A 25,268-nucleotide genomic window follows, 5' to 3' on the forward strand; every position below is an offset into this window, starting at 1 on the left:
CGAACAATAAGGAATCATAGTACAACGGCAATAAATTATCGTTTTACGATAATTTTAGACGTACAATCGACGCTCGTTCATTCGTCGTCGAGGACACGTCATGCATTCCGATCGCATCGCCCGCATCAGCCAGCAGATGGCCACCGTCACGCTGTGGTTCATCGTCGGCATGCTGGTGCTCAACGCCGCGTGCTGGGCGTTCCCGTCGCTGAACGCGGCGTCGGGGCCCGGCCTCGTATTCGGCCTCACCGATTCGGTGATCTCGAACCTGCACGTGGATGTCGCCGCGTTCCCGTGGTGGCAGAAGGCGGTCGGCATCCTGCTGTCGAGCGTGCCGCTGATCGCGCTCGCGAACGGCCTGCGTCATCTGCGTGCGCTGTTCCGCACCTACGCGCGCCGCGACTATTTCTCCGCGCAAGCGGCCGGCCATCTCGGCAAGACGGGCCGTGCGATCGGGATGTGGGTGCTGCTGAGCCTGCTTTGCGAACCGCTCCTGAGCGTGTGGGCGACGCTGCGCGAACCGGTCGGCCATCGCGTGGTCAGCATCGGGTTCAGCTTGCCGTACGTGGTCGCGCTGTTCACCGCGGCCTGCATCGCGGTCATCGCGCACATCCTCCGGCAGGCGAGCGAACTCGATGCCGAACATCGGCAGTTCGTCTGAGGCGCGCCATGTCGATCGTGGTCAAGCTCGATGTGATGCTCGCGACGCGCAAGGTCCGCTCGAAGGATCTCGCGGCGGCGGTCGGCATCACCGAACAGAATCTGTCGCTGCTCAAGCAAGGGAAGGTCAAGGGCATCCGTTTCGCGACGCTCGAGGCGATCTGCCGTTATCTCGACTGCCAGCCCGGCGACCTGCTCGCGTTCAGCGATGACGGTGTCGGCGAGCCGGATTGACACATCGCCATCGCGGCTGGCCGGCGTGGCGGGGCGGCGCCGGCCGCGCATCGTCGCGCTGGCTGTCGTCGCGTCCGTATCGATTCACCTGCTCGGATGGTTCGTGCTGCAGCGGGCGTCGACGGTGGCCGGCCCGAACGCCGGGGCGCGGCCCCGGCTCGCGCTGCGCGTCGAACTGATTCCCGCGCGGCCGGTGCCCGCGGCGGGCGCGCACGACGCCGGGCGAACCGGGCCCGCCGCGAGTGAGCGCGGTGCGGAGGGCGCCGTGTCATCGACGAAACGATCCGTCGCGGTTGCGGTGTCGCGCATGACGACGCGGCCGTCTTTGGATCCGGAGGGTGTTTCGCATCGGCAAGGTGAAACGCCTGCCGGCGCAATCGCGACCCGACGTGAACCCCGTTCCGAGAACGCACCAGGCCCCGATCTCGACTGGCGCCGCGATCTGGACGCGATCGGCTCGCGGCATGCGGCGGCGCACAGTCCGGCGCAGGCGGCGGTCGGGGCGTTGGGCGCGTCGTCCGGCGGCGTGGCCGCGCGCCGTGACACCGTCGATGCGAGGCTGGCCGACGGCATGTCGAATGCCCGTCGCACCGACTGCCGGCACGCGTATTCACGCGCGGGCCTGCTGGCGTTGCCGATGCTCGCGCTGGATGCGGTGCGCGACACAGGCTGCAAATGGTGAAGCGGGCGGCACGCGGGAAACCCGCCTGCCGCCCGCACGTTCATGCGCTCAACGCGTTCAGCGCGCGGGCGCAAGCTGCGCCATCGCCTCCCGCACGAAACCGATCAGCGTGTCGTCGACCCACGTATCCTGCGTCAGTGCAGGCTCGTTCATCATCGCCGCGCGGAATTTCGCATGCGTGGCCGGATCGTGGCCGGCATAGCTGCAGAACAGCTCGAGCCAGCGCTGCGCGAGCGCGCGGCCTTCCGGCGAAGCAGGTCGGGCGCCCGCATCGATCGCGTCGCGCACGTCGCCCATCAGTTGCGGCCATTCCATCGCGCGTTCGCCGTAGTGCGCGCGCATGAAGCGGATCTCGTCCGGCGCGAGGTACTTCTCGAAGATCCGCATCTTGTTTTCGGACGACGCACGCAGCACATAGTCGCGCAGCGCGGTCGAAATGCCGATCTTCGACTGCATCGCCGGTTCTTGCTCGTGCATCAGGTTCAGCTTTGCCAGCAGCCGCGGGTCGTTGTTCGTGTCGCGCACGAGCAGCTTCATCCAGCGACTGGCGAGCGCACGGGGGCGTTCGTCCTCGGCGGGTACGCCCGCGTCGTGCAGCGCGCGCACTTCGTCGACGAGTGCGATCCATTCGGCGTCGCCCGCCTGGCTTTTCTGGTACATCGGCAGGCGCGCGAGTTCTTCCTCGGAAAAATATTTGTCGTACACGGTCATCAACTCCAGTGTGGTGAGCCAATCGGCCAGCTCCGGCTCCGTGCCTGCGGCGAGCTGCGCATGCAGGCTCACGAGGCGCTCGCGCAGCTGCGCGGTCTGCGCGAGCTGACGGTCGAGCAGCGCGATCTGCTTCGCGACGAGATCGACGAGCGGAGTGCCGGGCCGGTTCAGGTGATCGCCGATTTCGGTGAGCGACAGGCCGAAGCGACGCAGCGCCTGGATTTGGTGGAGCCGGGCGATGTCGTGGCGGTCGTACAGCCGGTAGCCGTTGTCGGCGCGCGCCGAAGGCGTCAGCAGACCGATCGCGTGATAGTGATGAAGCGTGCGGACGGTCAGCCCGCTGCGTTTCGCCAGTTCTCCCACTTTCAGTCGCATTCGTTCCTCCGTTCGGTACGCACACTGGAGTCTCGAACGTTACGCTACGTGAGGGTCAAGCGGAAGATGGGGAAGCGTGCGCGCGGGGATTCCGCGCGCACGCGATGGCGGGGCCGGCTTATTGCGGAGGCGGCGTGTCGGTGGCGGCGGTATCGGCGGTGGCGGCGCGCGCTTGCTGGCCGGTTGCGCCGTCGGCGGCTGTGTTGCCGGCCTTGCCGGACGGCCCGCCCTTGTCGACCGGCGGCGTGCCCATCGCCTGGTAGAGCCGCGCGGTATCCGCGAACCGCGCGCCGGTCGCGCGGATCTCGTCGAGCCGTGCATTGCGATACTGCAGCTCGCTGGCGCGCGCGGCCGACGGCGGCAGCGCGCCGAGCCGCACGCGGGCCGCCGCGTCGTCGTACGCGCCGCGCGCGGACAGCGCGGCGCGCGACGACGCGTCGAGCGCTTCCGCATCGTGCTCGAGCGCCGCGAGCGAATCGGCGACGTTCTGGAACGCGCCGAGCACGGCCTGCTTGTACTGGTCGACGGCGGCCTCGTAAGTCGCCTTCGCCGCGCGGCGCTGGGCGAGCAGCGCGCCGCCGTGGAAGATCGGCTGGCTCAGCGACGCGCCGACGTTCCAGATCGCGCCGGCGCCCGACAGCATCGCCGGCCAGCTGAAGCCGCCTTTGCCCATCGCGGCCGACAGCGACAGCTGCGGGAACATCTGCGCGGTCGCGAGGCCGACTTCGGCCGCGGCCGCCTTCAGCCCCGCGTCGGCGGCCTGGATGTCCGGGCGGCTTTGCAGCAGGTCCGACGGCACGACGACGGGCACCTGTTCGGGCAGGTGCAGATCGGCGAGCGTGAGATCGGCCGGCGGCCGGTCGGGCGTGCGGCCGACCAGCACCGCGAGCGCATGGCGGGCCGAGTCGCGTTGCTGGCGCAGCGCGGGCAGGCTCGCCGCGAACGTGTCGGCGCTTTGCCGGGCGTTCAGCGCGTCGCTGCGCGAGGCGGAACCGAGTGCGTAGCGGCGTTCGGCATCGTGCGCCTGGTCGTTGGCGAGGGCGACGAGCCGCTCGGTCGTGTCGATCTGCGCATTCAGCACCGACACCGTGATCGACGCGGTGACGATGTTCGCGGCCAGCGCGCGCCGCGCGGATTCGAGCTGGAACGCGCTGACGTCGACGCGTCGCGCCAGCGCGCGGTTCGCGAAACGCGACGCGCCGAACAGGTCGATCGTGTAGCTCGCCTGCAACTGGCCGACGAACGTGTCGTACAGCAGCGTCGGCGCGCCGAGCGCGGGAATCGGCACGCCGAGCGCGCGCTGGCGCGCGGCCTGGCCGCTCGCGTCGATCGACGGCAGCATCGAGCTGCCGATCTGCCCGCGCAGCTGTTCGCGTGCGGCATCCAGCGAGTGCGATGCCGCACTGAGCGTCGGGCTGTTGCGCAGCCCTTCGTCGACGAGCGCGTTCAGCGCATCGGAGCGGTACTGCTTCCACCAGTCGGGCACCGGCTGCGCGCCGACCTCGAACTGCTGCGCGACGCCTTGCGCGGACACGGTCTGCTGCACTTGCGGCGTGGTGCCGTAGTACGCGGGCGACGGCATCGCGGGCGGCTCGCCGCTCGGCGCGAACCAGGCGCAGCCCGCGAGCGGGCCGGCGAGGCTCGCGACGGCGAGGGCCCGCACGGCTTTCGTTTTCAGGTTCATCGATCGATCCATGGTCAGGCTCCCGACGGCGCGGCCGGTGCGGTGCCGCCGGACGGCGGGCCGTTCTGCGGGTCGCGTTCGTCGCGCTTCACGCGGAACCACGTCGCATACAGCGCGGGCAGGTAGAACAGCGTCAGCACGGTCGCGCTCGTGATGCCGCCCATCAGCGCGGTCGCCATCGGCCCGAAGAAGTTCGAGCGCAACAGCGGGATTAGCGCGAGCACGGCGGCCGCGGCCGTCAGCGTGATCGGGCGGAACCGCCGCACGGTCGCGCCGATGATCGCGTCGACGCGGCCGTGGCCGGCGGCGATGTCCTGCTCGATCTGGTCGACGAGGATCACCGAGTTGCGCATGATGATCCCGAACATCGCGATCACGCCGAGCATCGCGACGAAGCCGAACGGCTGGCCGAACATCAGCAGCGTGGCGACCACGCCGATCAGCCCGAGCGGTGCGGTCAGCACGACCATCAGCACGCGCGAGAAGCTCTGCAGCTGGATCATCAGCAGCGTGAACACTGCGATCGCCATCAGCGGCATCTGCGCATTGATCGATTTCTGCGCCTTCGCGCTTTCCTCGACCGAGCCGCCGATGTTGATCTGGTAGCCGACCGGCAATTGCGCGCGCAATGCGTTCAGCTTCGCGTCGACCGCATGCGTGACGTCGATGCCCTGCGCGCCGGCGCGTACGTCCGACTGCACGGTGATGGTCGGCTGGCGGTCGCGCTCCCACACGACGCCGTATTCGAGCGTCGGCTTGAAGCGGCCGAGCGAGCCGAGCGGCACCGGGCCGTTCGGGGTCGGCAGCGCGAGGCCGGCGAGCTTCGCGGGGTCGACGCGATCGGCCTTCGGCGCGCGCAGGTCGACCGCGATCAGCTTGTCGCGTTCGCGGTACTGGGTGACGGTCGTGCCGGACAGCGTCATCGCGAGGAAGCTCGAGACGTCCTGCGACGTGACGTTCAGTTCGCGCGCCTTCTTCTGGTCGATCTCGAAGCGCACCGAGCGCTCGGCCGGCTCGTCCCAGTCGAACTGCACGTTGACCGTGCGCGCGTCGCCGCGCATCGTCGCCGCGACCTTCTCGGCGATCGAGCGGACCGTCGCGATGCTGTCGCCGCTCACGCGGAACTGCACCGGGTAGCCGACCGGCGGGCCGTTCTCGAGCCGTGACAGCCGCCAGCGCACGGCCGGGAACTGCTCGCGCAGCGTGGTTTCGAGCCAGGTCGCGAGCTTCTCGCGATCCTTCACCGATTTCGCGGTGATCACGAACTGCGCGAAGTTCGGCAACTGAAGCTGCTGGTCGAGCGGCAGGTAGAAGCGCGGTGCGCCGCTGCCGACGAAGCTCACCGAATGATCGATCTCGGGGCGCTTGTCGATCACTTTCTCGAGGCGCTCGGTCTCGCGCAGCGTCGCCGCGAACGACGCACCTTCGGGCAGCCGCAGGTCGACGAGCAGCTCGGGGCGATCGGAACTCGGGAAGAACTGCTGCGGCACGAGCGAAAAGCCCATCATTGCCACGACGAACAGGGCGCCCGTGATCAGCAGCACGACGAAGCGCCGCTCGATGCACCAGTCGATCCAGCCGCGCAGGCGGCGGTAGAAGCGCGTGTCGTAGATGTCGTGCTCGTGATCGTCGGGCAGGTGCGCCTCGTGCGCGTGCCGCTTGCGCTCGGGCAGCATGTGGTAGCCGAGCAGCGGAATCAGCACGACGGCCGCGAACCACGACGCGATCAGCGCGATGGCCGACACCTCGAAGATCGAGCGCGTGTATTCGCCGGTGCTCGATTTCGCGAGCGCGATCGGCAGGAAGCCCGACACGGTGACGAGCGTGCCGGTCAGCATCGGGAACGCGGTGCTCGTATAGGCGAACGCGGCGGCGCGTGCGCGGGTGTAGCCCTGTTCGAGCTTCACGGCCATCATCTCGACCGCGATGATCGCGTCGTCGACGAGCAGCCCGAGCGCGAGCACGAGCGTGCCGAGCGACACCTTGTGCAGCCCGATGTCGAACAGGTACATGAAGAGGGCGGTGACCGCGAGCACGACCGGAATCGAGATCACGACCACCATCCCGGTGCGCAGGCCGAGCGACACGAGGCTCACGACCAGCACGATCGCGACGGCTTCGGCGACGGCTTCGAGGAAATCGTCGACCGAATGCGCGACCGCGTGCGGCATGCTCGACACCTCGACCAGCTTGAGGCCGGCCGGCAGTTGCGCCTGCAGGTCCTTCGATTCGGCGTCGAGCGCCTTGCCGAGCCGGATCACGTCGCCGCCCGGCTGCATCGTCACGCCGATGCCGAGCACGGCCTTGCCGGCCGCGCCTGAGCCGGCCGCACCTGAGCCGCCCACTCGCATCTGCGTGACGACCGGGTCGTCGTAGCCGCGCTTCACGGTCGCGAGATCGCCGAGCCGGAACGTGCGGCCGTTGATGCGGATCAGCGTATCGGCGATCGCATCGACGTTGTTGAACTGGCCGCTCGGGCGCACGAACACGCGATCGTCGGCGGTCGTCAGCACGCCGGCCGACGAGATGTCGTTCTGCGCGTTGATGGCCTGGCCGAGCTGCTGCGGCGAGATGCCGAGGCGCGTGAGCTGCGCGTTGTTCACCTCGATGAAGATCCGCTGGTCGGGGTCGCCGAAATAGTCGACCTTGCCGACGCCCGGCACGCGCAGCAGCACGGTGCGCAACTGATCGGCGTAGTCGTGCAGTTGCGCGGGCGTGAAGCCGTCGCCCTCGAGCGTCCAGATGTTGGTGTAGACGTCGCCGAATTCGTCGTTGAAGAACGGGCCCTGCACGCCGGGCGGCAGCGTATAGCCGATGTCGCCGACCTTCTTGCGGATCTGGTACCAGGTCTCGGGCACGTCCTTCACGGGCGCCGAATCCTTCATCGTGAAGAAGATCAGCGATTCGCCGGGGCGCGAATAGCTGCGCAGGAAGTCGATGGCCGGCGTTTCCTGCAGCTTGCGGCCGATCCGGTCGGTCACCTGTTCCTGCACCTGCCGCGCGGTCGCGCCGGGCCAGAACGTGCGGATCACCATCACGCGGAACGTGAACGGCGGGTCTTCGGACTGCGCGAGCCGCGTGTACGCGAGGATGCCCGCGAGCGTCGCGAGCGCGATCAGGTAGACGACCAGCGCCTGGTGGCGCAGCGCCCACGCGGAGAGATTGAAGCGGCCTTCTTCGTACGAAACGCTCACGATGCGAAGTCCTCCGGATGCAGCGGCGCGATCGCGCGTACCTTCTCGCCCGCGCTGACCGTGTGCACGCCCTGCAACACGACGCGCTCGCCGGGCTGCAGCCCGTGCGACACCGTCACCGTGCGCTCGTTGAAGCGCGCGACGTCGACGCGGCGCAGTTCGAGCGTGTCGTCCTTCGTGCGCACGACCCACACGGCCGGCTGTGCGCCGTCGTGGAACAACGCGGTCGCGGGCAGCGTGATCGACGGCGCGTCGCCGGCGGCCGGTGCGCCGTCGAACGCGACGCTGGCCGTCATCCCGAGCCGGATCGCCGGATCGGGCGCGGCGAGCGTGAGCTTCACGCGATACGTGCGGCTTTGCGGATCGGCGGCCGGCGCGATTTCGCGCACCTTCGCCGCGAACTGGCGACCGGGCAGCGACGGCAGCGTGACGCTGGCCGCGTGGCCGGGCGTGAGCGATGCAAGCGCGGCTTCGGGCACGTCGCTGACGACGTCGACGTCGCCGGACCACGCGAGCTGGTAGACGGGCTGGCCGGCCGACACGTTCTGGCCGGTGTCGGCCTGTTCGGCGGTGATGTAGCCCGCGTGATCGGCGACGAGCGTCGCGTAGCGAAGCTGGTTCCGGGCGAGCGCGAGCTGCTGCTGCGCCTGGTCGCGCTGCGCGAGCGCCGACGTGTAGCTGTTCTCGGTCTGTTCGAGCTGGGCGGTCGCGATCAGGTTTTCGCGCGCCTGTGCGCGGTCGCGGTCGAGCTGCTGCTTCGCGAACGCGAGGCTGTGCGTCGCGGCGTCGAGTTGCGCCTGTGCGCTCGCGGCGTTCTTCTCGACGTCGGACGGATCGAGCAGCGCGACGACCTGGCCGACCTTGACCGTATCGCCGAGGCGCACCTTGCGCTCGATGATCTTGCCGGCGATGCGGAACGACAGAGGGGTGGCATAACGCGGCTGGATCTCGCCGGGGAGCGTGCGGGCGACCGCGGCGTCGTCGGCATGGGCGGGCAGTGCGACGACGGGGCGCGGGGCGGGCGGCGCGGATTCTTTTGGATGACAGGCGGCGAGGACGAGCGCGGTGCCGATCAGCAGCACGGCGCGGGAACCGGAGCGATTCACGAAACCCCCAAGTGAGGTGAGAGCGAGAGCGGAACGAAGCCGGCAAGCGCGGCGCGCGCTTGCCCCGAGCGGCGCCGACAGAGGCGCGCGGACAGCATTTTCAGAAACTGTGGCGAATTCTAATACACACCTGTATCTGAGTGCAAAGATGAATTTGAAAGGGAATCGATGCTAGACTGCGCGCCATGAAACCACAGCGCTTAACCCGCGAGCAGAGCAGGGATCAGACGCGCGAACGTCTGCTGAATGCCGCGCATCGCATTTTTCTGAAGAAAGGTTTTGTGGCCGCGAGCGTCGAGGACATCGCGGCCGCGGCCGGCTATACGCGCGGCGCGTTCTACTCGAATTTCCGCAGCAAGTCGGAACTCCTGCTGGAGTTGCTGGAGCGCAACCATGCGCAGGTGCAGGCCGATTTCCAGGCGATCTTCGACGAGGGCGGGTCGCGCGAACAGATGGAATCGATGACGCTCGCGCATTACCGCACGCTGTTCGCCGACGACGAATTCTCGTTGCTGTGGGGCGAGGCGAAGCTGCAGGCCGCGCGCGACGCGAAGTTCCGCGTGCGCTTCAACCAGTTCCTGCACGCCAAGCGCGTGCAGATGGCCGAATTCATCCGGCGCTTCTCCGAGCGCTCCGGCACGCCGCTGCTGTTGCCGGCGGAGACGCTCGCGTTCGGGCTGATGTGCCTGTGCGACGGCGTGCAGTCGTATTACGCGGCCGATCCGCAGCACGTGCCGGCCGAGGTGGCCGAGTCGGTGCTCGCGGGATTCTTCGCGCGTGTCGTGCTCGGGCGTGCGCCGGACTGACGCGGCAGCGGATTCGTCGTGCCGCGTGCGATGCGCGGCAAAGGCGGGGTGCGATGAAGCATGCGGCATGCGCCGCGCCTCATCGCGTCGTGCGAATCAGCGCTCGCCGGTCATCCGCCGGTACGCATCGAGCAGCGACGTCTTGTAGACGACGCCCGCGAGCGTCGGCTCGGCTTCGCTTTCGATCACCGGCAGGCGTTCGCCCTGGAACGCCATGAAGCGTTCGAGCGCGGTGGCGAGCGGCATGTCGGGCGTCAGGAGCGGAAACGGCGTGTGCGCGTAATGCGCGGCCGTCTTGTCGGTCGTGTCGCGCTTGTCGAGCAGGTCCGACGTGATGTCCTTCAGCGCGACCGCGCCGCGAAAGCGCCCGGCATCATCGGTGACGTACAGGTACTTCACCGGATATTCGAGAAACACGCGCGTCATGTCGGCGACGCTCGCCGTGAGCGGCACGACCGTCTGCGCGGGCTGGATCAGCTCGCGCATCTGCGTGGTGCGCAGGCGCAGCTTCTCCTGCGCGTCCTGGTAATGGTGCTGCGTGATTTCGTACATCGACGTCGTGCCGGTCGCGCGCGCGACGAAATACGCGAATACGCACGACACCAGCAGCGGCAACACGACCTGATAGCTCAGCGTCATCTCGAAGATCATCAGGATCGCCATCAGCGGCGCCTGCGTGGCGCCCGCCATGAACGCGCCCATCCCGACGATCGCGTACGCGAAGTACGCCGACGTATGGCCGGGCCACAGCGCTTCCATCGCGAGCCCGAACAGCGAACCGAACACCGCGCCGACGAACAGCGTCGGCGTGAACACGCCGCCGATCGCACCCGAGCCGACCGTGGCGGAGGTTGCGATGACCTTGAACACGAGCACCGCGACCAGCGCCTGCCAGGTCCACGGCGAATGCAGGATCTGGTTGACGACGCTATAGCCGTTGCCCCATACGTCCGGCGTCCAAACCGAGATCACGCCGACGACGAGGCCGCCGAGCGCGAGCCGCACCGGCAGCGGCACCGGCAGCCGTTTGAAATGGTGCTTCGACGCGTCGAGCAGGTGCAGGAACTGCGGCGCGAGCACGCCGCACAGCGCGCCGAGCACGACGAACAGCAGCACCTCGGGGCCGGTGACGGCCGGAAACACCGGCATCTCGTACGGCGGCCGGTAGCCGGCGAATTCGCGCATCACGATGTTCGCGACGACCGACGCGACGACCATCGGGCCGAAGCTCTCCATCGCGATCGTGCCGAGCACGATTTCCGACACGAAGAATGCGCCGGCGATCGGCGCGTTGTAGGCGGACGTGATGCCGGCGGCCGCCCCGCAGGCGACCAGCAGGCGCAGGCGCGGCGGGTCGAAGTGCACGAAGCGGCCGACGAGCGACGCGGCGAGCGCCGCGAGCTGCACCATCGGGCCTTCGCGGCCGATCGAGCCGCCGCTGCCGATCGTCAGCAGCGACGACACGCTGCGCCACAGGCTCTGGCGTACCGGCACGACCCCGTTGCCGAGCGCGACCGATTCCATGTAGTCGGTATTGCCCGCCTTCTTGTCGCCGCGCGTCGCGAGCAGCAGCACGCAGCCGGCGAGGAAGCCGCCAGCGGCCGGCATCCAGAATCGCACGTACCACGGCAGGCGCTTCGCCATCTGCACGAAGCTGCCGCTTTGTCCGGAGATCAGGTGCTGCATCAGGTCGATGCCTTCGCGGAACGCCATCGTCGCAAAGGCGCCGCCGACGCCGACGATGGCCGACCAGATCAGCATCGTATGGGCGTCCGACAGGCGGAACAGCGTTTGGGCGCGAGTGCGCAGCTTCAGCAGGAACGAGAGCACGGCTGAAAGAGGGCGATGGAAAACGACGCGAAGCATAGCACTGCGCCGCGCCCGCGGGACCTTCCCGGCGGGCGCGGCGCGCGACGTGTCACGGGCGGGCAACTCAGCCAAGCCAGTGCTGCACGGCCCAGGTGATCCCGTAGCCGCCGGCGATCAGCCACACGTACAGGATCAGGCCGGTCATCAGCGCGCGCGGGCCGGCCGCGCGGATCTGCGCCACGCGGGTTTCGATGCCGAGCGCGGTCATGGCCATCGTCAGCGCGAAGGTGTCGAGCACGTTCAGCGTGTGCGTGACGTCCGTCGGCAGCACGTTCAGCGAGTTGACGATCACGAAGCCGAGGAACCCGAGCGCGAACCAGGGCACGGCCACCTTGCGCTTGCCTTGCGCGCCGCCGGCGGTGGCGCGGGCCGAGCGGGCGAGCCACCAGCCGAGCACCAGCAGCACCGGCACCAGCAGCATCACGCGCGTCATCTTGACGATCGTCGCGATGTGCGCGACCTGCGGGCTGATGTCGCTCGCCGCGCCGACCACCTGCGCGACCTCGTGGATCGTGCCGCCGAAGAACAGGCCCAGGCCGGCCGGGTCGAGGTTCAGCAGACCGGCGTGATAGGCGATCGGGTACAGGAACATCGACAGCGTGCCGAACAGCACGACGCTGCCCACGGCCATCGCGCTCTGGTGCGGCTTCGACTGCAGCGTCGACTCGAACGCGAGCACGGCGGCCGCGCCGCAGATCGCGCTGCCGGCGGCGGTCAGCAGCGCGGAATCACGGTCGAGCTTCATCAGCTTCATGCCGGCCCAGGTGCCGATCGCGAGCGTGCTGACGACGACGAGGACCGACACCGTGAGGCCCGGCAGCCCGACCTGCGCGATTTCCTGGAGGCTCACGCGCAACCCGAAGAACGCGACCGCGATGCGCAGCAGCTTGCGCGCGGAGAAATTGACGCCGGCCGCCCAGCTCGCCGGCATGCCGTCGCGCAGCGCGTTGCCGTACAGCGCACCGGCGACGATGCCGACGATCAGCGGCGACAGGCCGAGCCCCGCGATCGCGGGAAGCTGGGACAGGCTCGTGACGGCGGCGGCGAACAGCGCGACGAACAGCACGCCGTTCAACTGGCCGCGCATCGACGGCGCGGCGGGGCTGAGATGGGGAGTCGGGGCAGTGGACATGGAAGCACCGTGATGGAGCGTGTTGCGATGCTGTAATCCTAATTTCGTTATATCGATATGAAAAATTGTGATTTGTGACGTAAACTATCCGGAAAGCCGATAATTTATCCCCATGACCCCGGATCAACTGATAACGTTCGCCGCCGTCGCCGAACACCTGAACATCAGCCACGCCGCCGTGGCGCTGCATCTGTCGCAGCCGGCCGTGTCGGGCCAGTTGCGGCTGCTGCAGGACGAATTCGGCGAGCCGCTGTACCAGCGCGAAGGCCGCGGCATCCGCCTGACCCCGATCGGCGAACAGCTCGCGCAGTACGCGAAAGCGCAGCGCGACACGTTCGCGCAGGCGCGCGCGTTTCGCGACGCGGTACGCGGCCTGGAAGCCGGCACGCTGCGCATCGGCGCGAGCACGACACCCGCGAGCTACCTGTTGCCTTACCTGATCGCGGCGTTCCAGCCGCGCGCCCCGCGCGTGGCGATCCACACGATGAGCGGCAACACGGCCGACGTGGTCGCGGCGCTGCCGTCGCTCGACATCGCGATGATCGAAGGGCCGCCCGGCGAGGCGCTGCCGCCGGGCACTGCGGTGCACGCGTGGCGCGAGGACGAGATCGTGGCGATCGTGCCGACCGGGCATCCGCTGGCCGCGCCCGAATACGCGCCGGGCGTCACGCTCGACGCGCTGGCGGCCCATCCGCTCGTCCTGCGGGAGGCGGGCTCCGCCGTGCGGCAACTCGTCGAGCGCGCGTTTGCGCAAGGCGCGGCGCCGATGCGGGTCGCATTCGAGATCGCGGGTGTCGAGGCCGTGAAGGAAGCCGTGCGTGCCGGGATGGGCGTCGGGTTCGTGTCCGCGATGTCGCTGCGTCACGACGATGCCGCGCTCGTCCTGCGCTCGCTCGCGCCCGCGCCGCTCACGCGTCATTTCTCCATCCTCGTGCCGCACGGCGGCGCGCCGTCGCGGGTCGCCGCACAATTCCTCGAAATGAGCCTCGCGCACGATATCGCCTGAACCTCGCCGGAACGGCCGAAGCCGGCCCGGGCATGCGTGATGCGTGCCGTCGGGCGCGCGTTCGCGCCATGCCCCAACTTAGGGATTTCCTCTATGGCGTGGGTTCGAGGCGAAGCGCACCATCCGTCTCAAGCAAATGGAACCGGTTCCATTCCGGAGAAAAGAGGGCAGAATGACAGACATCGTGATCGTGGCGAGCGCATTCGGGATGGACCGCGTGCGTCAGGAGGGCCACAGCGCATTCGTCGCGACCGCGGCGGCATCGGGTGCGACGGGTTTCGAGGTGCGGCGCGAACTGTTCGCCTCGGAAGCGGACGCCGCGCCCGGCGCGCTCGCCGCGCTGGGTGCGCTACTGGCCGGCCACGGGCTGTGGTCGGTCTATTCGACGCCGGCCAACCTGTACACGGAAACGGGCGCGCTCGATGCGGACGCATTGCGCGGCGCGCTTGCGGAAGCCGACGCGCTCGGCGCGCGCTTCGTGAAATTCCAGCTCGGCGGCTTCGCCGGCGACGCGCACGCGGCCGACATCGTCGCGCTGTCGCGCGGCGCGAAGGCCCGCGTGGTGGTCGAGAACGGCCAGCTTCCGGTCGGCGGCGCGCTCGCGCAGTTCCGCGGGCTGTTCGATGCGCTGGCCGCCGCGGGCATGCCCGATGCGCTCGGGATGACGTTCGACATCGGCAACTGGCAGTGGCCGGGCGAAGCGCCGCTTGATTGCGCACAAGTGCTCGCGTCCCATGTGGAATACATTCACTGCAAGGCCGTCGAGGGCGAGGGCGCGCGCCGTTTCGCCGCCGCGCCGGCGCCGAACGACCCGCTCGTGACCGGCGTGCTCGCGGCGCTGCCGCAGCAGGCGCCGCGCGGCATCGAGTTTCCGTTCGACGCGGCCGACCTGGCGGGCGATGCATGCCGGCGAGTCGCGTGGCTCGCAACCGCGTGACGGCGGAAGGATCCTGGAGAGTTCATTCATGAAAGCAGCACTCGATGTCGTGACCTACGGCGAAGCGATGGCGATGTTCGTCGCGACCGAGCCCGGTCATCTCGCGCATGCGACGCAATTCGCGAAGCGGATCGCGGGCGCCGACCTGAACGTCGCGATCGGCCTGTCGCGGCTCGGCTTCCGGGTCGGCTGGATGAGCCGCGTCGGCCGCGATTCGTTCGGCGGCTACGTGCTCGACACGCTGGCGCGCGAGGGCATCGACGCATCGTGCGTGACCGTCGATCCGCGCTACCCGACCGGCTTTCAGCTCAAGTCGCGCAACGACGACGGCAGCGACCCGACCGTCGAGTATTTCCGCAAGGGTTCGGCCGCGAGCCACCTGTCGTGTGACGACTACGTGGCCGACTACGTGCTCGGCGCGCGCCACCTGCACCTGACGGGCGTCGCGCCGGCGATCTCCGCGACGTCGTGCGAGCTCGCGTTCAAGCTGGCGCGCGAAATGCGCGCGGCCGGCAAGACGATCTCGTTCGACCCGAACCTGCGCCCGACGCTGTGGCCGTCCGCCGACGTGATGGCGAAGACGCTGAACGCGCTCGCGTCGCTCGCCGACTGGGTGCTGCCGGGCATCGCCGAAGGGCGGCAACTGACCGGGCACGACACGCCGGCCGATATCGCGGGCTTCTATCTCGCGCAAGGTGCGCGCGGGGTGGTGATCAAGCTCGGTGCCGAAGGGGCGTATTACCGGACGGCTGACGGCCGTGACGGAACGGTGGCGGGCGAGCGTGTGCGGAACGTCGTCGACACGGTCGGCGCCGGTGACGGCTTCGCGGTCGGCGTGGTCAGCGCGCTGCTGGAAGGGAAGACGATCGAGCAGGCCGTGGCGCGCGGCAACCGCATCGGCGCGCTCGCGATCCAGGTGATCGGCGACTCGGAAGGGCTGCCGACCCGTGCCGCGCTCGATCGATTCGAAAACGTCACCAATCACGCCGATCGCTTAGAGGAAACCTTCACCGCGCAATGAGAGGCCGGACACGGCACAATCCGCGGACTCATTTAGTCGTGCATGTATGGGATCGGAGTAGGTGCTGATGCGCGAACTCTGGTCGACCGCGAAGCATGGGATCGGAGTAAGCGCTGAAGCGCGAACTCCGGTCGACCGCGAAGCATGGGATCGGAGTAAGCGCTGAAGCACTAACTCTGATCGACCGCGAAGCATGGGATCAGAGTAAGTGCTAAAGCACTAACTCTGGTCGACCGCGAAGCATGGGATCGGAGTAAGCGCTAAAGCGCTAACTCCGATCGACACAGGAGACATTCTGATGGCCAATACACTCGCTGCCCGCCGCTGGTGGACGATCATGCCGATCGTCTTCATCACCTACAGCCTCGCCTACCTCGACCGCGCGAACTACGGGTTCGCCGCCGCAGCCGGCATCAACCAGGACCTCGGGATCAGCAAGGGCCTGTCGTCGCTGATCGGCGCGCTGTTCTTCCTCGGCTACTTCTTCTTCCAGATCCCCGGCGCAATCTATGCGGAACGCCGCAGCGTGAAGAAGCTCGTGTTCGTCAGCCTCATCCTGTGGGGCGCCTGCGCGGCACTCACGGGCGTGGTCAGCAACATCCCGTCGCTGATGGCGATCCGCTTCGTACTCGGCGTCGTCGAGGCGGCCGTGATGCCCGCGATGCTGATCTACATCAGCAACTGGTTCACGAAAAACGAACGCTCGCGCGCGAACACGTTCCTGATCCTCGGCAACCCGGTCACCGTGCTGTGGATGTCGATCGTCTCGGGCTATCTCGTGCACGAATTCGGCTGGCGCCACATGTTCATCGCCGAAGGCGTGCCGGCCGTCCTCTGGGCCGTGTGCTGGTGGTTCCTCGTGCAGGACAAGCCGGCCGATTCGCCGTGGCTCAACGCACAGGAAAAACGCGACCTCGACGCCGCGCTCGCGGCCGAGCAGGCGGCGATCAAGCCCGTGCGCAACTATGGCGAGGCATTCCGCTCGCCGGCCGTGATCAAGCTGTGCGCACAGTATTTCTGCTGGAGCATCGGCGTGTACGGCTTCGTGCTGTGGCTGCCGTCGATCGTCAAGAACGGCTCCGACCTCGGGATGGTCGCGACCGGCTGGCTGTCCGCGCTGCCGTATCTCGCCGCGACGATCGCGATGCTCGCCGCGTCGTGGGCGTCCGACAAGGTCGGTTCGCGCCGTGGCTTCGTGTGGCCGTTCCTGCTGATCGGCGCGGCCGCGTTCGCCGCATCGTACGCACTCGGCTCGTCGCATTTCTGGATCTCGTATGCGCTGCTGGTCGTGGCCGGTGCCGCCATGTACGCGCCGTACGGCCCGTTCTTCGCGATCGTCCCGGAACTGCTGCCGAAGAACGTCGCCGGCGGCGCGATGGCGCTGATCAACAGCATGGGCGCGCTCGGCTCGTTCGTCGGCTCGTACTTCGTCGGCTACCTGAACGGTGCGACCGGCTCGCCCGTCGCGTCGTACGCGTTCATGAGCGCCGCGCTCGTCGCCGCGGTGATCCTCACGCTGTCCGTCAAACCCCAGGCGCCCGATACGCATCCGCTCGCGGCGCCGCTGCAAGGAAAATGAATCAGATGAAGCCCCGTATCGTCGCGTACAAGCCGCTGCCCGATGACGTCCTCGCATACCTGCGCGAGCATGCGGACGTCGTGCAGGCCGACGGCGCCGCAGCCCTCGCCGATGCGCTCGGCGACGCGGACGGCGCGATCGGCGCGAGCCTGAAGGTCACGCCGGACATGCTCGACCGCGCACCGCGGCTGAAGGCGTGGTCGACGATTTCGGTCGGCTACGACAACTTCGACGTCGCGGATCTCACGCGGCGCGGGATCGTGCTCGCGCATACGCCGGACGTGCTGACCGAATCGACCGCCGATACGGTGTTCTCGCTGATCCTCGCGTCCGCGCGACGCGTGGTCGAGCTGGCCGAGTGGGTGAAGGCAGGCCACTGGCATCGCAGCATCGGCCCCGACCTGTACGGCACCGACGTGCAGGGCAAGACGCTCGGCATCGTCGGGCTCGGGCGGATCGGCGGCGCGGTCGCGCGCCGCGCGGCGCTCGGCTTCCGGATGCAGGTGCTGTACGCGAACCGGTCCGCGCATGCGGAAGCCGAAACGCAGTACGGCGCACGGCGCGTGACGCTCAACGAACTGCTCGCGCAAGCGGATTTCGTGTGCCTGCAAGTGCCGCTGTCGCCCGAAACGCACCACCTGATCGGCGCGGCCGAATTCGCGAAGATGAAACGCGGCGCGATCCTGATCAATGCATCGCGCGGGCCGGTGGTCGACGAAGCCGCGCTGATCGATGCGCTGCGCGCGGGTACGATCCGCGGCGCGGGGCTCGACGTGTTCGAGAAGGAACCGCTGGCCGCGGATTCGCCGCTGCTGCAGATGAAGAATGTCGTCGCGCTGCCGCATATCGGCTCGGCGACGCACGAGACGCGCCACGCGATGGCGCGCTGCGCCGCGGAAAACCTGGTCGGCGCGCTGGCCGGCACGCTGCGCACGAATCTCGTCAATCCGGATGCGCTCGCACGCGCCTGAGCCGCGGCGGGTAACGGGCCGACCGCGAGCAGGTGCCCGCCCGGCGGCCGGGCGGCTTCGTTAGAGTCGATGGTCTTGGTGCCGGAGGGCTGGCTGCGTTATGATCCCCGCGCGTCGTATCGACGGCACGGCAGCGCTGCCGGCGGCGTCTCGCGACGGGTATCCGCGCCAGGTCCGGTGCGGCCGACTGCTTGTGCACGTGACCGGGGCGGGTGCCGACGCGCCGGCGCCGATCGACTGCGAAGCATGGGATCCGCGCAAGCGGTGAAGGGCGGACGCTGATCGACCGCGAAGCATGGGATCCGCGTAAGCGCTGAAGCGCTAACGCGGATCGACAGGAGATTCCACCGGGTGGCTTACGTTTCCAACAACAAAGATCCGTCTGCTCACGACGCGGCGCGGATCGAACGTCGCGAGGCACGACAGTGACCGATTCGCAACCAACCACAACGCGTCCGGCGACGATCAGCGATGTCGCGCGCGAAGCCGGCACCGGCAAAACCAGCGTGTCGCGCTACCTGAACGGCGAGACGCACGTGCTGTCCACCGATCTGCGCCAGCGGATCGAAGCGGCAATCGCGCGGCTCAACTACCGGCCGAACCAGATGGCGCGCGGGCTCAAGCGCGGCCGCAACCGGCTGCTCGGCATGCTCGCTGCCGACCTGACCAATCCCTATACCGTCGAAGTGCTGCAGGGCGTCGAGGCTGCCTGCCAGGCGCTCGGCTACATGCCGCTGATCTGTCACGCGGCGAACGAAGTCGAGATGGAGCGCCGCTTCCTGCAGCTGCTCACGACCTACCGCGTCGAAGGGCTGATCGTCAACGCGCTCGGCGCCGATGAGGACGTGCTGCGCCCGCTGCGCGGGGCCGGCATCCCGGCCGTGCTCGTCGACCGGACCGTCGAGGGCTTCGAGGCCGACCTGATCGGCCTCGACAACGCCGACGCGATCGAGACGGCACTCGCGCACCTGATCGAACACGGTTTCGACGCAATCCATTTCGTCGTGCAGCCGTTCGAGCGCGTCAGCTCGCGGCGCCTGCGCGAGGCCGCATTCCGCGCGGCACTCGGCGCGCGCGGGCTGACGGTGCCGTCGACGGTCGTGCTCGACCTGAACGAGCCCGATGCGACCGCGGCGGCGTTCGCCGACATCGATGCCCGCATCGACGACGCGGCACGGCGCGGCGTGCGCGCGGCGCTGTTCGCCGCGAACGCGCCGGTCGCGCTCGCGATCGCGCGCCACCTGCGCGCGCGTTTCGGCGCCGCATGGCAGCAGAAGGCGGCGCTGCTGTCGATCGACGATCCGGAATGGGCCGAGCTGATCGGTATCACGACGATCCGGCAGCCGACCTACGAAATCGGCTACAAGGCCGTCGAATTCGTGCACGAGCGGATCGACGGCGCAGCGGGCGACGTACGCGTCTCGCTGTTGCCCGGCGAGCTGGTTGTGCGCGCGTCGACCGCAAGCTGAGTATCATTCGGGGCACGCAGCGCGTCAGGTGCGCTGCCCCGAACAAGGAAATACATGACTGTCGCCCCCGTCACGCTGGCGGTGCTGATCGCCGCCACGCTGATCATCGCGCTCCTGCCGCTCGTCCTCTTCCGTATCCTGCGCAAGCCGCTTGCGCTGAACCGCCGCGACACGATCGTCGGCGTGGCCGTCTTCACGCTGTTCGCGATGATCCTCGAACGCGCATTCCACGGGCTCGTGCTGAGCCAGACGCCGCCCGACGGCTGGCTCACGCAGCCGCTCGCGTTCGTCGCGTACAGCGCGCTTGCGACCGCCGTGTTCGAGGAAGTCGGTCGTTATCTCGGGATGCGTTTCCTGAACCGCCGCTACGGCGCGTCGGCCGGCGACAGCCGTGGAATCGGCTACGGGATCGGCCACGGCGGCGCCGAAGCGTGGTTCGTCGGCGTACTCGTGTGGGGCCAGTGGTCGTATCTCGCGTGGCTCGCGAGCCGCGGCCAGCTCGAGACCCAGCTCGCCGACCTGCCGGGCGATACCGTCGTGCGGCTGCACGTGATGCTCGCGACGCTGTCGGCACAGTCGATCCTGCTGTTGCTGCTCGAGCGCTGCGCGGCGTTCGTGCTGCAGCTTGCGCTGTCGGTGCTGGTCTGGCGCGGCGTGCGCGCCGGCCGCGCGGGCGTGTTGCCGCTCGCGATCGTGCTGCATGCGCTGGCAGCCGCGCCGGCGCTGCTGTACCAGGTGCGTGTGCTGCCGGCCGGCTGGGTCGAGGCCGCGTATTTCGTGCTGGCCGCGCTTCTGGTCGTCGTGCTGGTGAAGGCGTGCCGGCCGCCGCAATCGGCAGCCTGACGGGAGAGACGGGATGGACGACTATCTGATCGAATGCCAGAGCGCGGAATTCGACGCGCTCGCACGCGTGATCTGCGATCTCTTTCCGGAGCAGACGCGGTTCGCCGAAAGCAGCGACGCGCGCGGGCGGTTCCTGTCCGTGCACTGGCTCGCGATGCGTTTCGGCGCGACGCCGAAGCGGATGACGCTCGATATCCGCATCGTGCCGGCGGCACTCGCGCGCTATCTGGCGCTCAAGCCGATGCAGCGCGCGCGCAGCCATGCGGTGCTGCATGCGTATACGGAAGCGATGCTCGGGTCGCTCGAGGAGCGCCACGCGGCCGGCGAGGCCGTCGAGCGCGACGCCGAACTCGAACTCGACGAAGACTTTGCGTGATCGTTCGCGCCGGCGCGATGCCGGCACGCCGCGTCACGCGTCGCGGTAGACCTGCGCGAAGCGCTGCGCCTGCACGACACCGTAGTCGCCGGGCGCGTATTGCATCACCCAGTCGCCGGCGACGCCGCGCAGCGTGTCGCCGTTTTCCGAGCGGGCGATCGTGAACGGCTCGTCCATCCGGCGGGCGAGCAGGACGGCCGGCCGGTTCCGGTAGGCGCCCGGTGCGCCGTGTGCGAGTGCCGGATCGGCGGGCAGGTATTTGGCGTCGAAGCGCGCGCGCGACACGACCCAGCGGTCGCCGGTCGAGCCCGTGATCAGCGCGTCGCCCGCCACATAGCGGTTCGGGCCTTCGAGGCTCATCAGTTCGCCGTCGGCGTCCGCGAAGGAAACGGCGACGGTTTCGTCCTTGACGACGCGACGGGCCTGCGGATCGGTACGCAGGTCGATGTGCTTGAGTTCGAGCATGGCGGGGAAGTGCGGGAAAAGCCGGGAGCTTATCCCGAATCCGGCGCGCCGTGTGACGCGCCGGTCGCCTGTAGCGGTGCCGTTCGGCCCGGACGGGCCGTGTGCGGTGCCGGCGGAGCCGGCAGGGCGGGCGTCAGGGCTGCGCGGGTGCGCTGGCAGCCGGCGCGGCTGCCGCCTTGCCTTCCTTGCCCTTTGTCTTGCCCTTGCCACGATGCTCGCCGCCGTGGTGCAGCCAGCTGCGGAACGTCGTGTCGGCCAGTGCCTTCTGGTCGGCCGGGAAACTCTCGTAGAGCGGTGCGAAGGCGTCGGCGAGCTTCTTCGCGCCGTCCGCGTTCGCCTGCGACAGTTCCGCATACTGCTTCATGTCGTCGAGTGCGGAGACGTCGTGCCTGGCCATCCGTTCACGATAGAGGCGGCCCATCGTGTCGCCGTTGCCGCGCATCGTGTCGGCGAACGTCTTCCACTGCGGCTCCTGCGCCGACGTGATCTTCAGCTGGTCGTGCAGGTACTTGATGCGCTGCTCGACGCGGGCTTCATGGCGCGCCTCGCGCTGCTCGGCGGTCGGGGCCGAAGCCGCGGCTGCAGTTGTCGTGGCCTGAGCGGGCGCTTGCGGCTGCGCCGGGGTTTGCGCGAACGCGCTGGCTGCAACGGCGAGCGTAGCGAGGGTGAGCGAGATTTTCTTCATGGTTGGCTCTCCGGGGTGGTGTCTGGCGAGCGGGCGCGGCGGCAATTGCCGCAAGCGCGCATCTCGCATCGCCAGCTATTAGTAGCACGTTGAGTGCGGCGCAGCAGTGAATGCGACACTTGCTTACATCCGATACGAATCGAAATTGAAAGGTTCGAATCGGTTCCGGGCGATGCGGTTTGGGCAGGCCGGCGTTCGGCGCTATCATCGCGTCACCTTCCACTTTGCCGGCACGTCGTGCCCCGGCCCAGCCTCATGCGTCCACCCCGCCTCGACCAACTCGACGATCTCGACCGGCAACTCGTCGCGCTGCTGCAGGCCGATGCGCGGGCCAGCGTCGCGGATCTCGCGCGCCAGCTCGACGTCGCGCGCACGACGGTCGTCGCACGCATCGCGCGGCTCGAACGTACCAACGTGATCGCCGGCTACAGCGTCCGGCTCGGGCAGGACGTGCTCGACGCGAGCATTTACGCGTATGTCGGCATCATCCTCACGCCGAAGTTCGGCAAGGACGTGTTGCGCAAACTCGACCGGATGCCCGAAGTGCAGCTGCTGTGCGCGGTGAGCGGCGAGTACGACTACGTCGCATGGCTGCGCGCCGATTCGCCCGAACGGCTCAACGACCTGCTCGACCAGATCGGCACGCTCGAAGGCGTCGAGCGCACGACGACGTCGATCATCCTGTCGCGCAAGATCGATCGCGGGACGATCGGCGGCTGACGTTCAGGCGCGGTGTTCGTTGCACCGCGCTTGTTGCGCTGCCGTATCGGCCCGACATAGAGCCGCTCGCATCGCGGCGTGACGATTGTGTCGATCGACAGCGTGGGTTCAATGCGATGTCGCACGATGAAGATCGCCGCGAGCGCGCCGCGTTGATCGTCGCGCTCGCGTGGAGGCTGACGTTCACTTCGACGATGAGCAGGTCGGCGATCCGCGTACCGACGACGTTGACCAGCACCACCGTTGGCTGGCAGATCCGCGGCACCTCGCAGTGCGTACGCAACTGCATCCACAACGCCATCGCGAGCCGCGACGCCATCGCGATGCGCGTGACGATCCGGCCGGGCCCCACGTTGACCGCGAGATAGTCCGCGCCGGTTTCGCCGACCGTGGTCGACATGATCTTGACGATCCGGAGCGACAGCGCGACGTCGGGCACCTTGGTCAGCCAGTGCGGCGTGCGTTCGGCGGGCAGGGATTGCATGCGATGCCACCTCGGCAATCGTGTAGTCGGCATGCAGTCCGGCTCGCGAGACTTTGGCCAGTCACGGCAGGCCAGTAACGGGTGAAAAAACCTCGTTTCGACGTTTCGACGAAATGTGTCGTCGTAACGTCGAAATTATCGGTCGTTTCGCATCATTCTTCGTCTTGGAACTGATTTTGCGCGTCCCTAAACTGTGTTCATGGCTCGACGCCGTCCACTACATCACACCCATCATCAGGAGATAAGCGCATGAAAATCGCCATCGTCGGCGCAGGTCTGATCGGCCACACCATTGCTCACATGCTGCGTGAAACGGGCGACTACGAAGTCGTCGCGTTCGACCGCGATGCGGATGCGCTCGCGAAGCTGTCGCGCGAAGGCATCGCGACGCAACGGGTCGATTCGGCCGACGCAAACGCGATTCGCGAAGCAGTGAAGGGTTTCGATGCGCTCGTCAATGCGCTGCCTTATTACCTCGCGGTCAACGTTGCCGCCGCCGCGAAGGCAGCCGGCGTCCACTACTTCGACCTGACCGAAGACGTGCGCGCGACCCACGCGATCCGCGAGCTGGCCGAAGGCTCCGACCGTGCGTTCATGCCGCAGTGCGGCCTCGCCCCGGGCTTCATCGGTCTCGCCGCGCATGAACTGGTGAACGGCTTCAGCGAAGTGCGCGACGTGAAGATGCGCGTCGGCGCGTTGCCCGAGTATCCGACCAACGCGCTGAAGTACAACCTGACGTGGAGCGTCGACGGCCTGATCAACGAATACTGCCAGCCGTGCGAAGCGATCCGCGACGGCCGCAAGCAGTGGGTGCAGCCGCTCGAAGGCCTCGAGCACTTCTCGCTCGACGGTACCGAATACGAAGCGTTCAACACGTCGGGCGGCCTCGGCACGCTGTGCGAGACGCTGTCGGGCAAGGTCGAGACGCTCGACTACAAGTCGGTGCGCTACCCGGGCCACCGCGATCTCGTGCAGTTCCTGCTCGAGGACCTGCGCCTGTCGACCGATCGCGACACGCTGAAGTCGATCATGCGCCGCGCGGTGCCGTCGACGAAGCAGGACGTCGTGCTCGTGTTCATCACCGTGACGGGCGTGAAGGACGGCCAGCTGGTGCAGGACGTGTTCACGCGCAAGATCTTCGCGAAGGACGTGTGCGGGATGCACATGAGCGCGATCCAGATCACGACGGCCGGCGCGATGTGCGCGGTGCTGGATCTGTTCCGCGAGAAGAAGCTGCCGCAAAGCGGTTTCATCCCGCAGGAAAAGGTGTCGCTGAAGGCGTTCCTGTCGAACCGCTTCGGCAAGCTGTACGAAGGCGGCACGATGGAGCGCGTGCACGCGGTGGCCTGACCGTCCGCCAGCCTCCGGCACGAGGGCCGTACGACGCCGGGAGCGCAGCAGCGCTTCCGGCGTTGTTTTTTGCGGGAACGAACAGGAGGGGCGATCAGGCCGGCAGCGGCGGGACGATCGTCGCCGCAGGTGGAGGCGGCGCGATGCGGTACAGCAGCGTATCGATGTCGGCGTCGGATGGCGCGGTGTTGTCGAACATCACGATGCCGTCGCATTCGTGGCCGGTCGGCACGAAGCGGCGCTGCCGGTATTCGTCCCAGTGCGCGAGCTTGTAGGCATCGTTCGGGTTGCCGCGTGCGACGATCCGCTGGTGCGCGACGTCTTCCGACGTGTAGACCCAGACGACCGTCAGCGTGACGTCGGGGGAGATGCCGAGCCATGCGCGGTCGAGAATGCGGCGATCGCGCACTTCGCGCGACAGCGGGCCGACGACGAGCGCGCCGATGCCCAGCGCGAGGTTTTCACGGGCCGTGTCGAGCAGGCCCTGGTATTCGGGATCGCGCAGGTGCTTCAGGTAGAGCGGGCTGTCGCGGTCGTTCGGATCCTCGGTGAGCGCACCCATTGCGGCCGAGCTGTAACGGCCGTACAGCGTGTCCTTGTCGAGCAGGCAGAAGGCCTCGCCGGTCGCGCGCATCAGCGGCCCGATGAGCCGCTTCGCGAGCGTGGTCTTGCCGGTGCCGGCGTGACCGCAGAAGAACACCAGGTGCGTCACGAAGCCTTGCCTCCCGGCTGCGGGCTCGGTGCACCGTTGCGCTTGTCGCCGCGCGAGAACACTTCCGCTTCCAGCCACATCGCGTTGATGATGCCGAAGCCGAGCGCCACGCCGATGCCGAGAATCCACGAGAAATACCACATGGGTCTGTCTCCTTGACGGTTGGGCCGCAGTGTCCTGGTGCGCGTGCTGCGGCG

At 68.2% G+C, this 25,268-nt stretch carries 25 protein-coding genes; 14 read left to right on the forward strand and 11 right to left on the reverse strand.

Annotated features, from left to right (window positions below):
- Positions 1 to 100 precede the first annotated feature (100 nt).
- Genes E9536_RS11050 through E9536_RS11060 form a run of 3 tightly spaced genes read left to right on the forward strand, consistent with a single transcriptional unit; the run spans position 101 to position 1,576 of the window.
- Positions 101 to 661, forward strand: a complete 561-nt coding sequence (locus E9536_RS11050) for a DUF2975 domain-containing protein (RefSeq protein WP_048022805.1) — start codon at positions 101 to 103, stop codon at positions 659 to 661.
- An 8-nt stretch (positions 662 to 669) separates the two neighbouring features.
- The gene (locus tag E9536_RS11055) at positions 670 to 894 is read left to right on the forward strand and encodes a helix-turn-helix transcriptional regulator (RefSeq protein ID WP_027787308.1); all 225 of its coding nucleotides are present in this window, start codon (positions 670 to 672) and stop codon (positions 892 to 894) included.
- Positions 869 to 1,576: a hypothetical protein gene (locus E9536_RS11060; protein WP_136469852.1), complete on the forward strand. Its 708-nt coding sequence runs from the start codon at positions 869 to 871 to the stop codon at positions 1,574 to 1,576. Before E9536_RS11055 ends, E9536_RS11060 begins: the two co-directional genes overlap by 26 nt.
- Positions 1,577 to 1,633: 57 nt before the next feature.
- Here the strand turns inward: E9536_RS11060 and E9536_RS11065 are convergent, their stop codons facing one another.
- The 4 genes from E9536_RS11065 to E9536_RS11080 all read right to left on the reverse strand — a co-directional run bounded on the left by E9536_RS11065 (position 1,634) and on the right by E9536_RS11080 (position 8,646).
- Positions 1,634 to 2,662: a MerR family transcriptional regulator gene (locus E9536_RS11065; protein WP_059696660.1), complete on the reverse strand. Its 1,029-nt coding sequence runs from the start codon at positions 2,660 to 2,662 to the stop codon at positions 1,634 to 1,636.
- Positions 2,663 to 2,780: 118 nt separating this feature from the next.
- A complete protein-coding gene (locus E9536_RS11070; RefSeq protein WP_136469853.1) occupies positions 2,781 to 4,358 on the reverse strand; it encodes an efflux transporter outer membrane subunit in 1,578 nt (525 codons plus the stop codon).
- A gap of 2 nt (positions 4,359 to 4,360) precedes the next feature.
- Entirely contained in the window at positions 4,361 to 7,540 is a 3,180-nt protein-coding gene (locus E9536_RS11075) for an efflux RND transporter permease subunit (protein WP_136469854.1), read from the reverse strand.
- Positions 7,537 to 8,646 (reverse strand): efflux RND transporter periplasmic adaptor subunit, encoded by a 1,110-nt coding sequence (locus E9536_RS11080; RefSeq protein WP_027787312.1) that lies wholly within the window; start codon positions 8,644 to 8,646, stop codon positions 7,537 to 7,539. The genes E9536_RS11075 and E9536_RS11080 overlap by 4 nt, the downstream gene beginning before the upstream one ends.
- A 185-nt stretch (positions 8,647 to 8,831) precedes the next feature.
- Here E9536_RS11080 and E9536_RS11085 point away from each other — a divergent pair, with 185 nt between their 5' ends.
- Positions 8,832 to 9,452 (forward strand): TetR family transcriptional regulator, encoded by a 621-nt coding sequence (locus E9536_RS11085; RefSeq protein WP_027787313.1) that lies wholly within the window; start codon positions 8,832 to 8,834, stop codon positions 9,450 to 9,452.
- Positions 9,453 to 9,548: 96 nt separating this feature from the next.
- Here the strand turns inward: E9536_RS11085 and E9536_RS11090 are convergent, their stop codons facing one another.
- Together E9536_RS11090 and E9536_RS11100 are read right to left on the reverse strand one after the other, a co-directional pair.
- A complete protein-coding gene (locus E9536_RS11090; RefSeq protein WP_196486452.1) occupies positions 9,549 to 11,282 on the reverse strand; it encodes a ClcB-like voltage-gated chloride channel protein in 1,734 nt (577 codons plus the stop codon).
- A gap of 103 nt (positions 11,283 to 11,385) precedes the next feature.
- Positions 11,386 to 12,453: a YeiH family protein gene (locus E9536_RS11100; protein ID WP_060314074.1), complete on the reverse strand. Its 1,068-nt coding sequence runs from the start codon at positions 12,451 to 12,453 to the stop codon at positions 11,386 to 11,388.
- Between the two features lie 112 nt (positions 12,454 to 12,565).
- Here E9536_RS11100 and E9536_RS11105 point away from each other — a divergent pair, with 112 nt between their 5' ends.
- The 8 genes from E9536_RS11105 to E9536_RS11140 all read left to right on the forward strand — a co-directional run bounded on the left by E9536_RS11105 (position 12,566) and on the right by E9536_RS11140 (position 20,655).
- Complete coding sequence (locus tag E9536_RS11105; protein ID WP_027787316.1) at positions 12,566 to 13,459, forward strand: LysR family transcriptional regulator; 894 nt, start codon at positions 12,566 to 12,568, stop codon at positions 13,457 to 13,459.
- Between the two features lie 172 nt (positions 13,460 to 13,631).
- Positions 13,632 to 14,396 carry a xylose isomerase gene (locus tag E9536_RS11110; RefSeq protein WP_027787317.1) on the forward strand — a complete coding sequence of 255 codons (765 nt, stop codon included), beginning with the start codon at positions 13,632 to 13,634 and terminating at the stop codon, positions 14,394 to 14,396.
- A gap of 28 nt (positions 14,397 to 14,424) precedes the next feature.
- Positions 14,425 to 15,417, forward strand: a complete 993-nt coding sequence (locus tag E9536_RS11115; protein WP_027787318.1) for a sugar kinase — start codon at positions 14,425 to 14,427, stop codon at positions 15,415 to 15,417.
- Between the two features lie 298 nt (positions 15,418 to 15,715).
- Entirely contained in the window at positions 15,716 to 16,996 is a 1,281-nt protein-coding gene (locus E9536_RS11120) for an MFS transporter (protein WP_021160915.1), read from the forward strand.
- 5 nt (positions 16,997 to 17,001) lie between these two features.
- Positions 17,002 to 17,967, forward strand: a complete 966-nt coding sequence (locus E9536_RS11125; RefSeq protein WP_136469855.1) for an NAD(P)-dependent oxidoreductase — start codon at positions 17,002 to 17,004, stop codon at positions 17,965 to 17,967.
- A gap of 425 nt (positions 17,968 to 18,392) precedes the next feature.
- Positions 18,393 to 19,436 (forward strand): LacI family DNA-binding transcriptional regulator, encoded by a 1,044-nt coding sequence (locus tag E9536_RS11130; protein WP_027787319.1) that lies wholly within the window; start codon positions 18,393 to 18,395, stop codon positions 19,434 to 19,436.
- A gap of 54 nt (positions 19,437 to 19,490) precedes the next feature.
- The gene (locus E9536_RS11135; protein WP_060196308.1) at positions 19,491 to 20,279 is read left to right on the forward strand and encodes a YhfC family glutamic-type intramembrane protease; all 789 of its coding nucleotides are present in this window, start codon (positions 19,491 to 19,493) and stop codon (positions 20,277 to 20,279) included.
- Between the two features lie 13 nt (positions 20,280 to 20,292).
- Positions 20,293 to 20,655, forward strand: coding sequence for a DUF3022 domain-containing protein (locus tag E9536_RS11140; protein WP_050015466.1), 363 nt, complete (start codon positions 20,293 to 20,295; stop codon positions 20,653 to 20,655).
- A 33-nt stretch (positions 20,656 to 20,688) separates the two neighbouring features.
- Here E9536_RS11140 and E9536_RS11145 read toward each other — a convergent pair whose 3' ends face one another.
- On the reverse strand, positions 20,689 to 21,120 hold the full coding sequence (locus tag E9536_RS11145) for a PGDYG domain-containing protein (RefSeq protein ID WP_136469856.1): 432 nt from the start codon (positions 21,118 to 21,120) through the stop codon (positions 20,689 to 20,691).
- Between the two features lie 133 nt (positions 21,121 to 21,253).
- Positions 21,254 to 21,805, reverse strand: coding sequence for a Spy/CpxP family protein refolding chaperone (locus tag E9536_RS11150; RefSeq protein ID WP_059696675.1), 552 nt, complete (start codon positions 21,803 to 21,805; stop codon positions 21,254 to 21,256).
- Between the two features lie 255 nt (positions 21,806 to 22,060).
- Between E9536_RS11150 and E9536_RS11155 the strand changes: the two genes are divergently transcribed.
- The gene (locus E9536_RS11155; RefSeq protein WP_006481526.1) at positions 22,061 to 22,525 is read left to right on the forward strand and encodes an Lrp/AsnC family transcriptional regulator; all 465 of its coding nucleotides are present in this window, start codon (positions 22,061 to 22,063) and stop codon (positions 22,523 to 22,525) included.
- Here the strand turns inward: E9536_RS11155 and E9536_RS11160 are convergent.
- Positions 22,482 to 23,009 carry a hypothetical protein gene (locus E9536_RS11160; protein WP_247873433.1) on the reverse strand — a complete coding sequence of 176 codons (528 nt, stop codon included), beginning with the start codon at positions 23,007 to 23,009 and terminating at the stop codon, positions 22,482 to 22,484. The genes E9536_RS11155 and E9536_RS11160 overlap by 44 nt on opposite strands.
- A gap of 249 nt (positions 23,010 to 23,258) precedes the next feature.
- Here E9536_RS11160 and E9536_RS11165 point away from each other — a divergent pair, with 249 nt between their 5' ends.
- A complete protein-coding gene (locus E9536_RS11165; RefSeq protein ID WP_011352168.1) occupies positions 23,259 to 24,359 on the forward strand; it encodes a saccharopine dehydrogenase C-terminal domain-containing protein in 1,101 nt (366 codons plus the stop codon).
- Positions 24,360 to 24,453: 94 nt separating this feature from the next.
- Here the strand turns inward: E9536_RS11165 and E9536_RS11170 are convergent, their stop codons facing one another.
- Complete coding sequence (locus E9536_RS11170; protein ID WP_027787323.1) at positions 24,454 to 25,071, reverse strand: ATP-binding protein; 618 nt, start codon at positions 25,069 to 25,071, stop codon at positions 24,454 to 24,456.
- Positions 25,068 to 25,214, reverse strand: a complete 147-nt coding sequence (gene cydX / locus E9536_RS11175; protein WP_027787324.1) for a cytochrome bd-I oxidase subunit CydX — start codon at positions 25,212 to 25,214, stop codon at positions 25,068 to 25,070. The genes E9536_RS11170 and cydX overlap by 4 nt, the downstream gene beginning before the upstream one ends.
- Between the last annotated feature and the right edge of the window lie 54 nt (positions 25,215 to 25,268).

Source organism: Burkholderia sp. LS-044 (genome assembly GCF_004803625.1).
GTDB classification, from domain to species: Bacteria; Pseudomonadota; Gammaproteobacteria; order Burkholderiales; family Burkholderiaceae; genus Burkholderia; species Burkholderia cepacia.

What these genes read in the sequence shown, in the direction of transcription:
- E9536_RS11050 (WP_048022805.1), top strand. Translation starts at nt 101, where the DNA reads ATGCATTCCGATCGCATCGCCCGCATCAGCCAGCAGATGGCCACCGTC.
- E9536_RS11055 (WP_027787308.1), top strand. Translation starts at nt 670, where the DNA reads ATGTCGATCGTGGTCAAGCTCGATGTGATGCTCGCGACGCGCAAGGTC.
- E9536_RS11060 (WP_136469852.1), top strand. Translation starts at nt 869, where the DNA reads ATGACGGTGTCGGCGAGCCGGATTGACACATCGCCATCGCGGCTGGCC.
- E9536_RS11065 (WP_059696660.1), bottom strand. Translation starts at nt 2,662, where the DNA reads ATGCGACTGAAAGTGGGAGAACTGGCGAAACGCAGCGGGCTGACCGTC.
- E9536_RS11070 (WP_136469853.1), bottom strand. Translation starts at nt 4,358, where the DNA reads ATGGATCGATCGATGAACCTGAAAACGAAAGCCGTGCGGGCCCTCGCC.
- E9536_RS11085 (WP_027787313.1), top strand. Translation starts at nt 8,832, where the DNA reads ATGAAACCACAGCGCTTAACCCGCGAGCAGAGCAGGGATCAGACGCGC.
- E9536_RS11100 (WP_060314074.1), bottom strand. Translation starts at nt 12,453, where the DNA reads ATGTCCACTGCCCCGACTCCCCATCTCAGCCCCGCCGCGCCGTCGATG.
- E9536_RS11105 (WP_027787316.1), top strand. Translation starts at nt 12,566, where the DNA reads ATGACCCCGGATCAACTGATAACGTTCGCCGCCGTCGCCGAACACCTG.
- E9536_RS11110 (WP_027787317.1), top strand. Translation starts at nt 13,632, where the DNA reads ATGACAGACATCGTGATCGTGGCGAGCGCATTCGGGATGGACCGCGTG.
- E9536_RS11115 (WP_027787318.1), top strand. Translation starts at nt 14,425, where the DNA reads ATGAAAGCAGCACTCGATGTCGTGACCTACGGCGAAGCGATGGCGATG.
- E9536_RS11120 (WP_021160915.1), top strand. Translation starts at nt 15,716, where the DNA reads ATGGCCAATACACTCGCTGCCCGCCGCTGGTGGACGATCATGCCGATC.
- E9536_RS11125 (WP_136469855.1), top strand. Translation starts at nt 17,002, where the DNA reads ATGAAGCCCCGTATCGTCGCGTACAAGCCGCTGCCCGATGACGTCCTC.
- E9536_RS11135 (WP_060196308.1), top strand. Translation starts at nt 19,491, where the DNA reads ATGACTGTCGCCCCCGTCACGCTGGCGGTGCTGATCGCCGCCACGCTG.
- E9536_RS11140 (WP_050015466.1), top strand. Translation starts at nt 20,293, where the DNA reads ATGGACGACTATCTGATCGAATGCCAGAGCGCGGAATTCGACGCGCTC.
- E9536_RS11145 (WP_136469856.1), bottom strand. Translation starts at nt 21,120, where the DNA reads ATGCTCGAACTCAAGCACATCGACCTGCGTACCGATCCGCAGGCCCGT.
- E9536_RS11150 (WP_059696675.1), bottom strand. Translation starts at nt 21,805, where the DNA reads ATGAAGAAAATCTCGCTCACCCTCGCTACGCTCGCCGTTGCAGCCAGC.
- E9536_RS11155 (WP_006481526.1), top strand. Translation starts at nt 22,061, where the DNA reads ATGCGTCCACCCCGCCTCGACCAACTCGACGATCTCGACCGGCAACTC.
- E9536_RS11160 (WP_247873433.1), bottom strand. Translation starts at nt 23,009, where the DNA reads ATGCAATCCCTGCCCGCCGAACGCACGCCGCACTGGCTGACCAAGGTG.
- E9536_RS11165 (WP_011352168.1), top strand. Translation starts at nt 23,259, where the DNA reads ATGAAAATCGCCATCGTCGGCGCAGGTCTGATCGGCCACACCATTGCT.
- cydX (WP_027787324.1), bottom strand. Translation starts at nt 25,214, where the DNA reads ATGTGGTATTTCTCGTGGATTCTCGGCATCGGCGTGGCGCTCGGCTTC.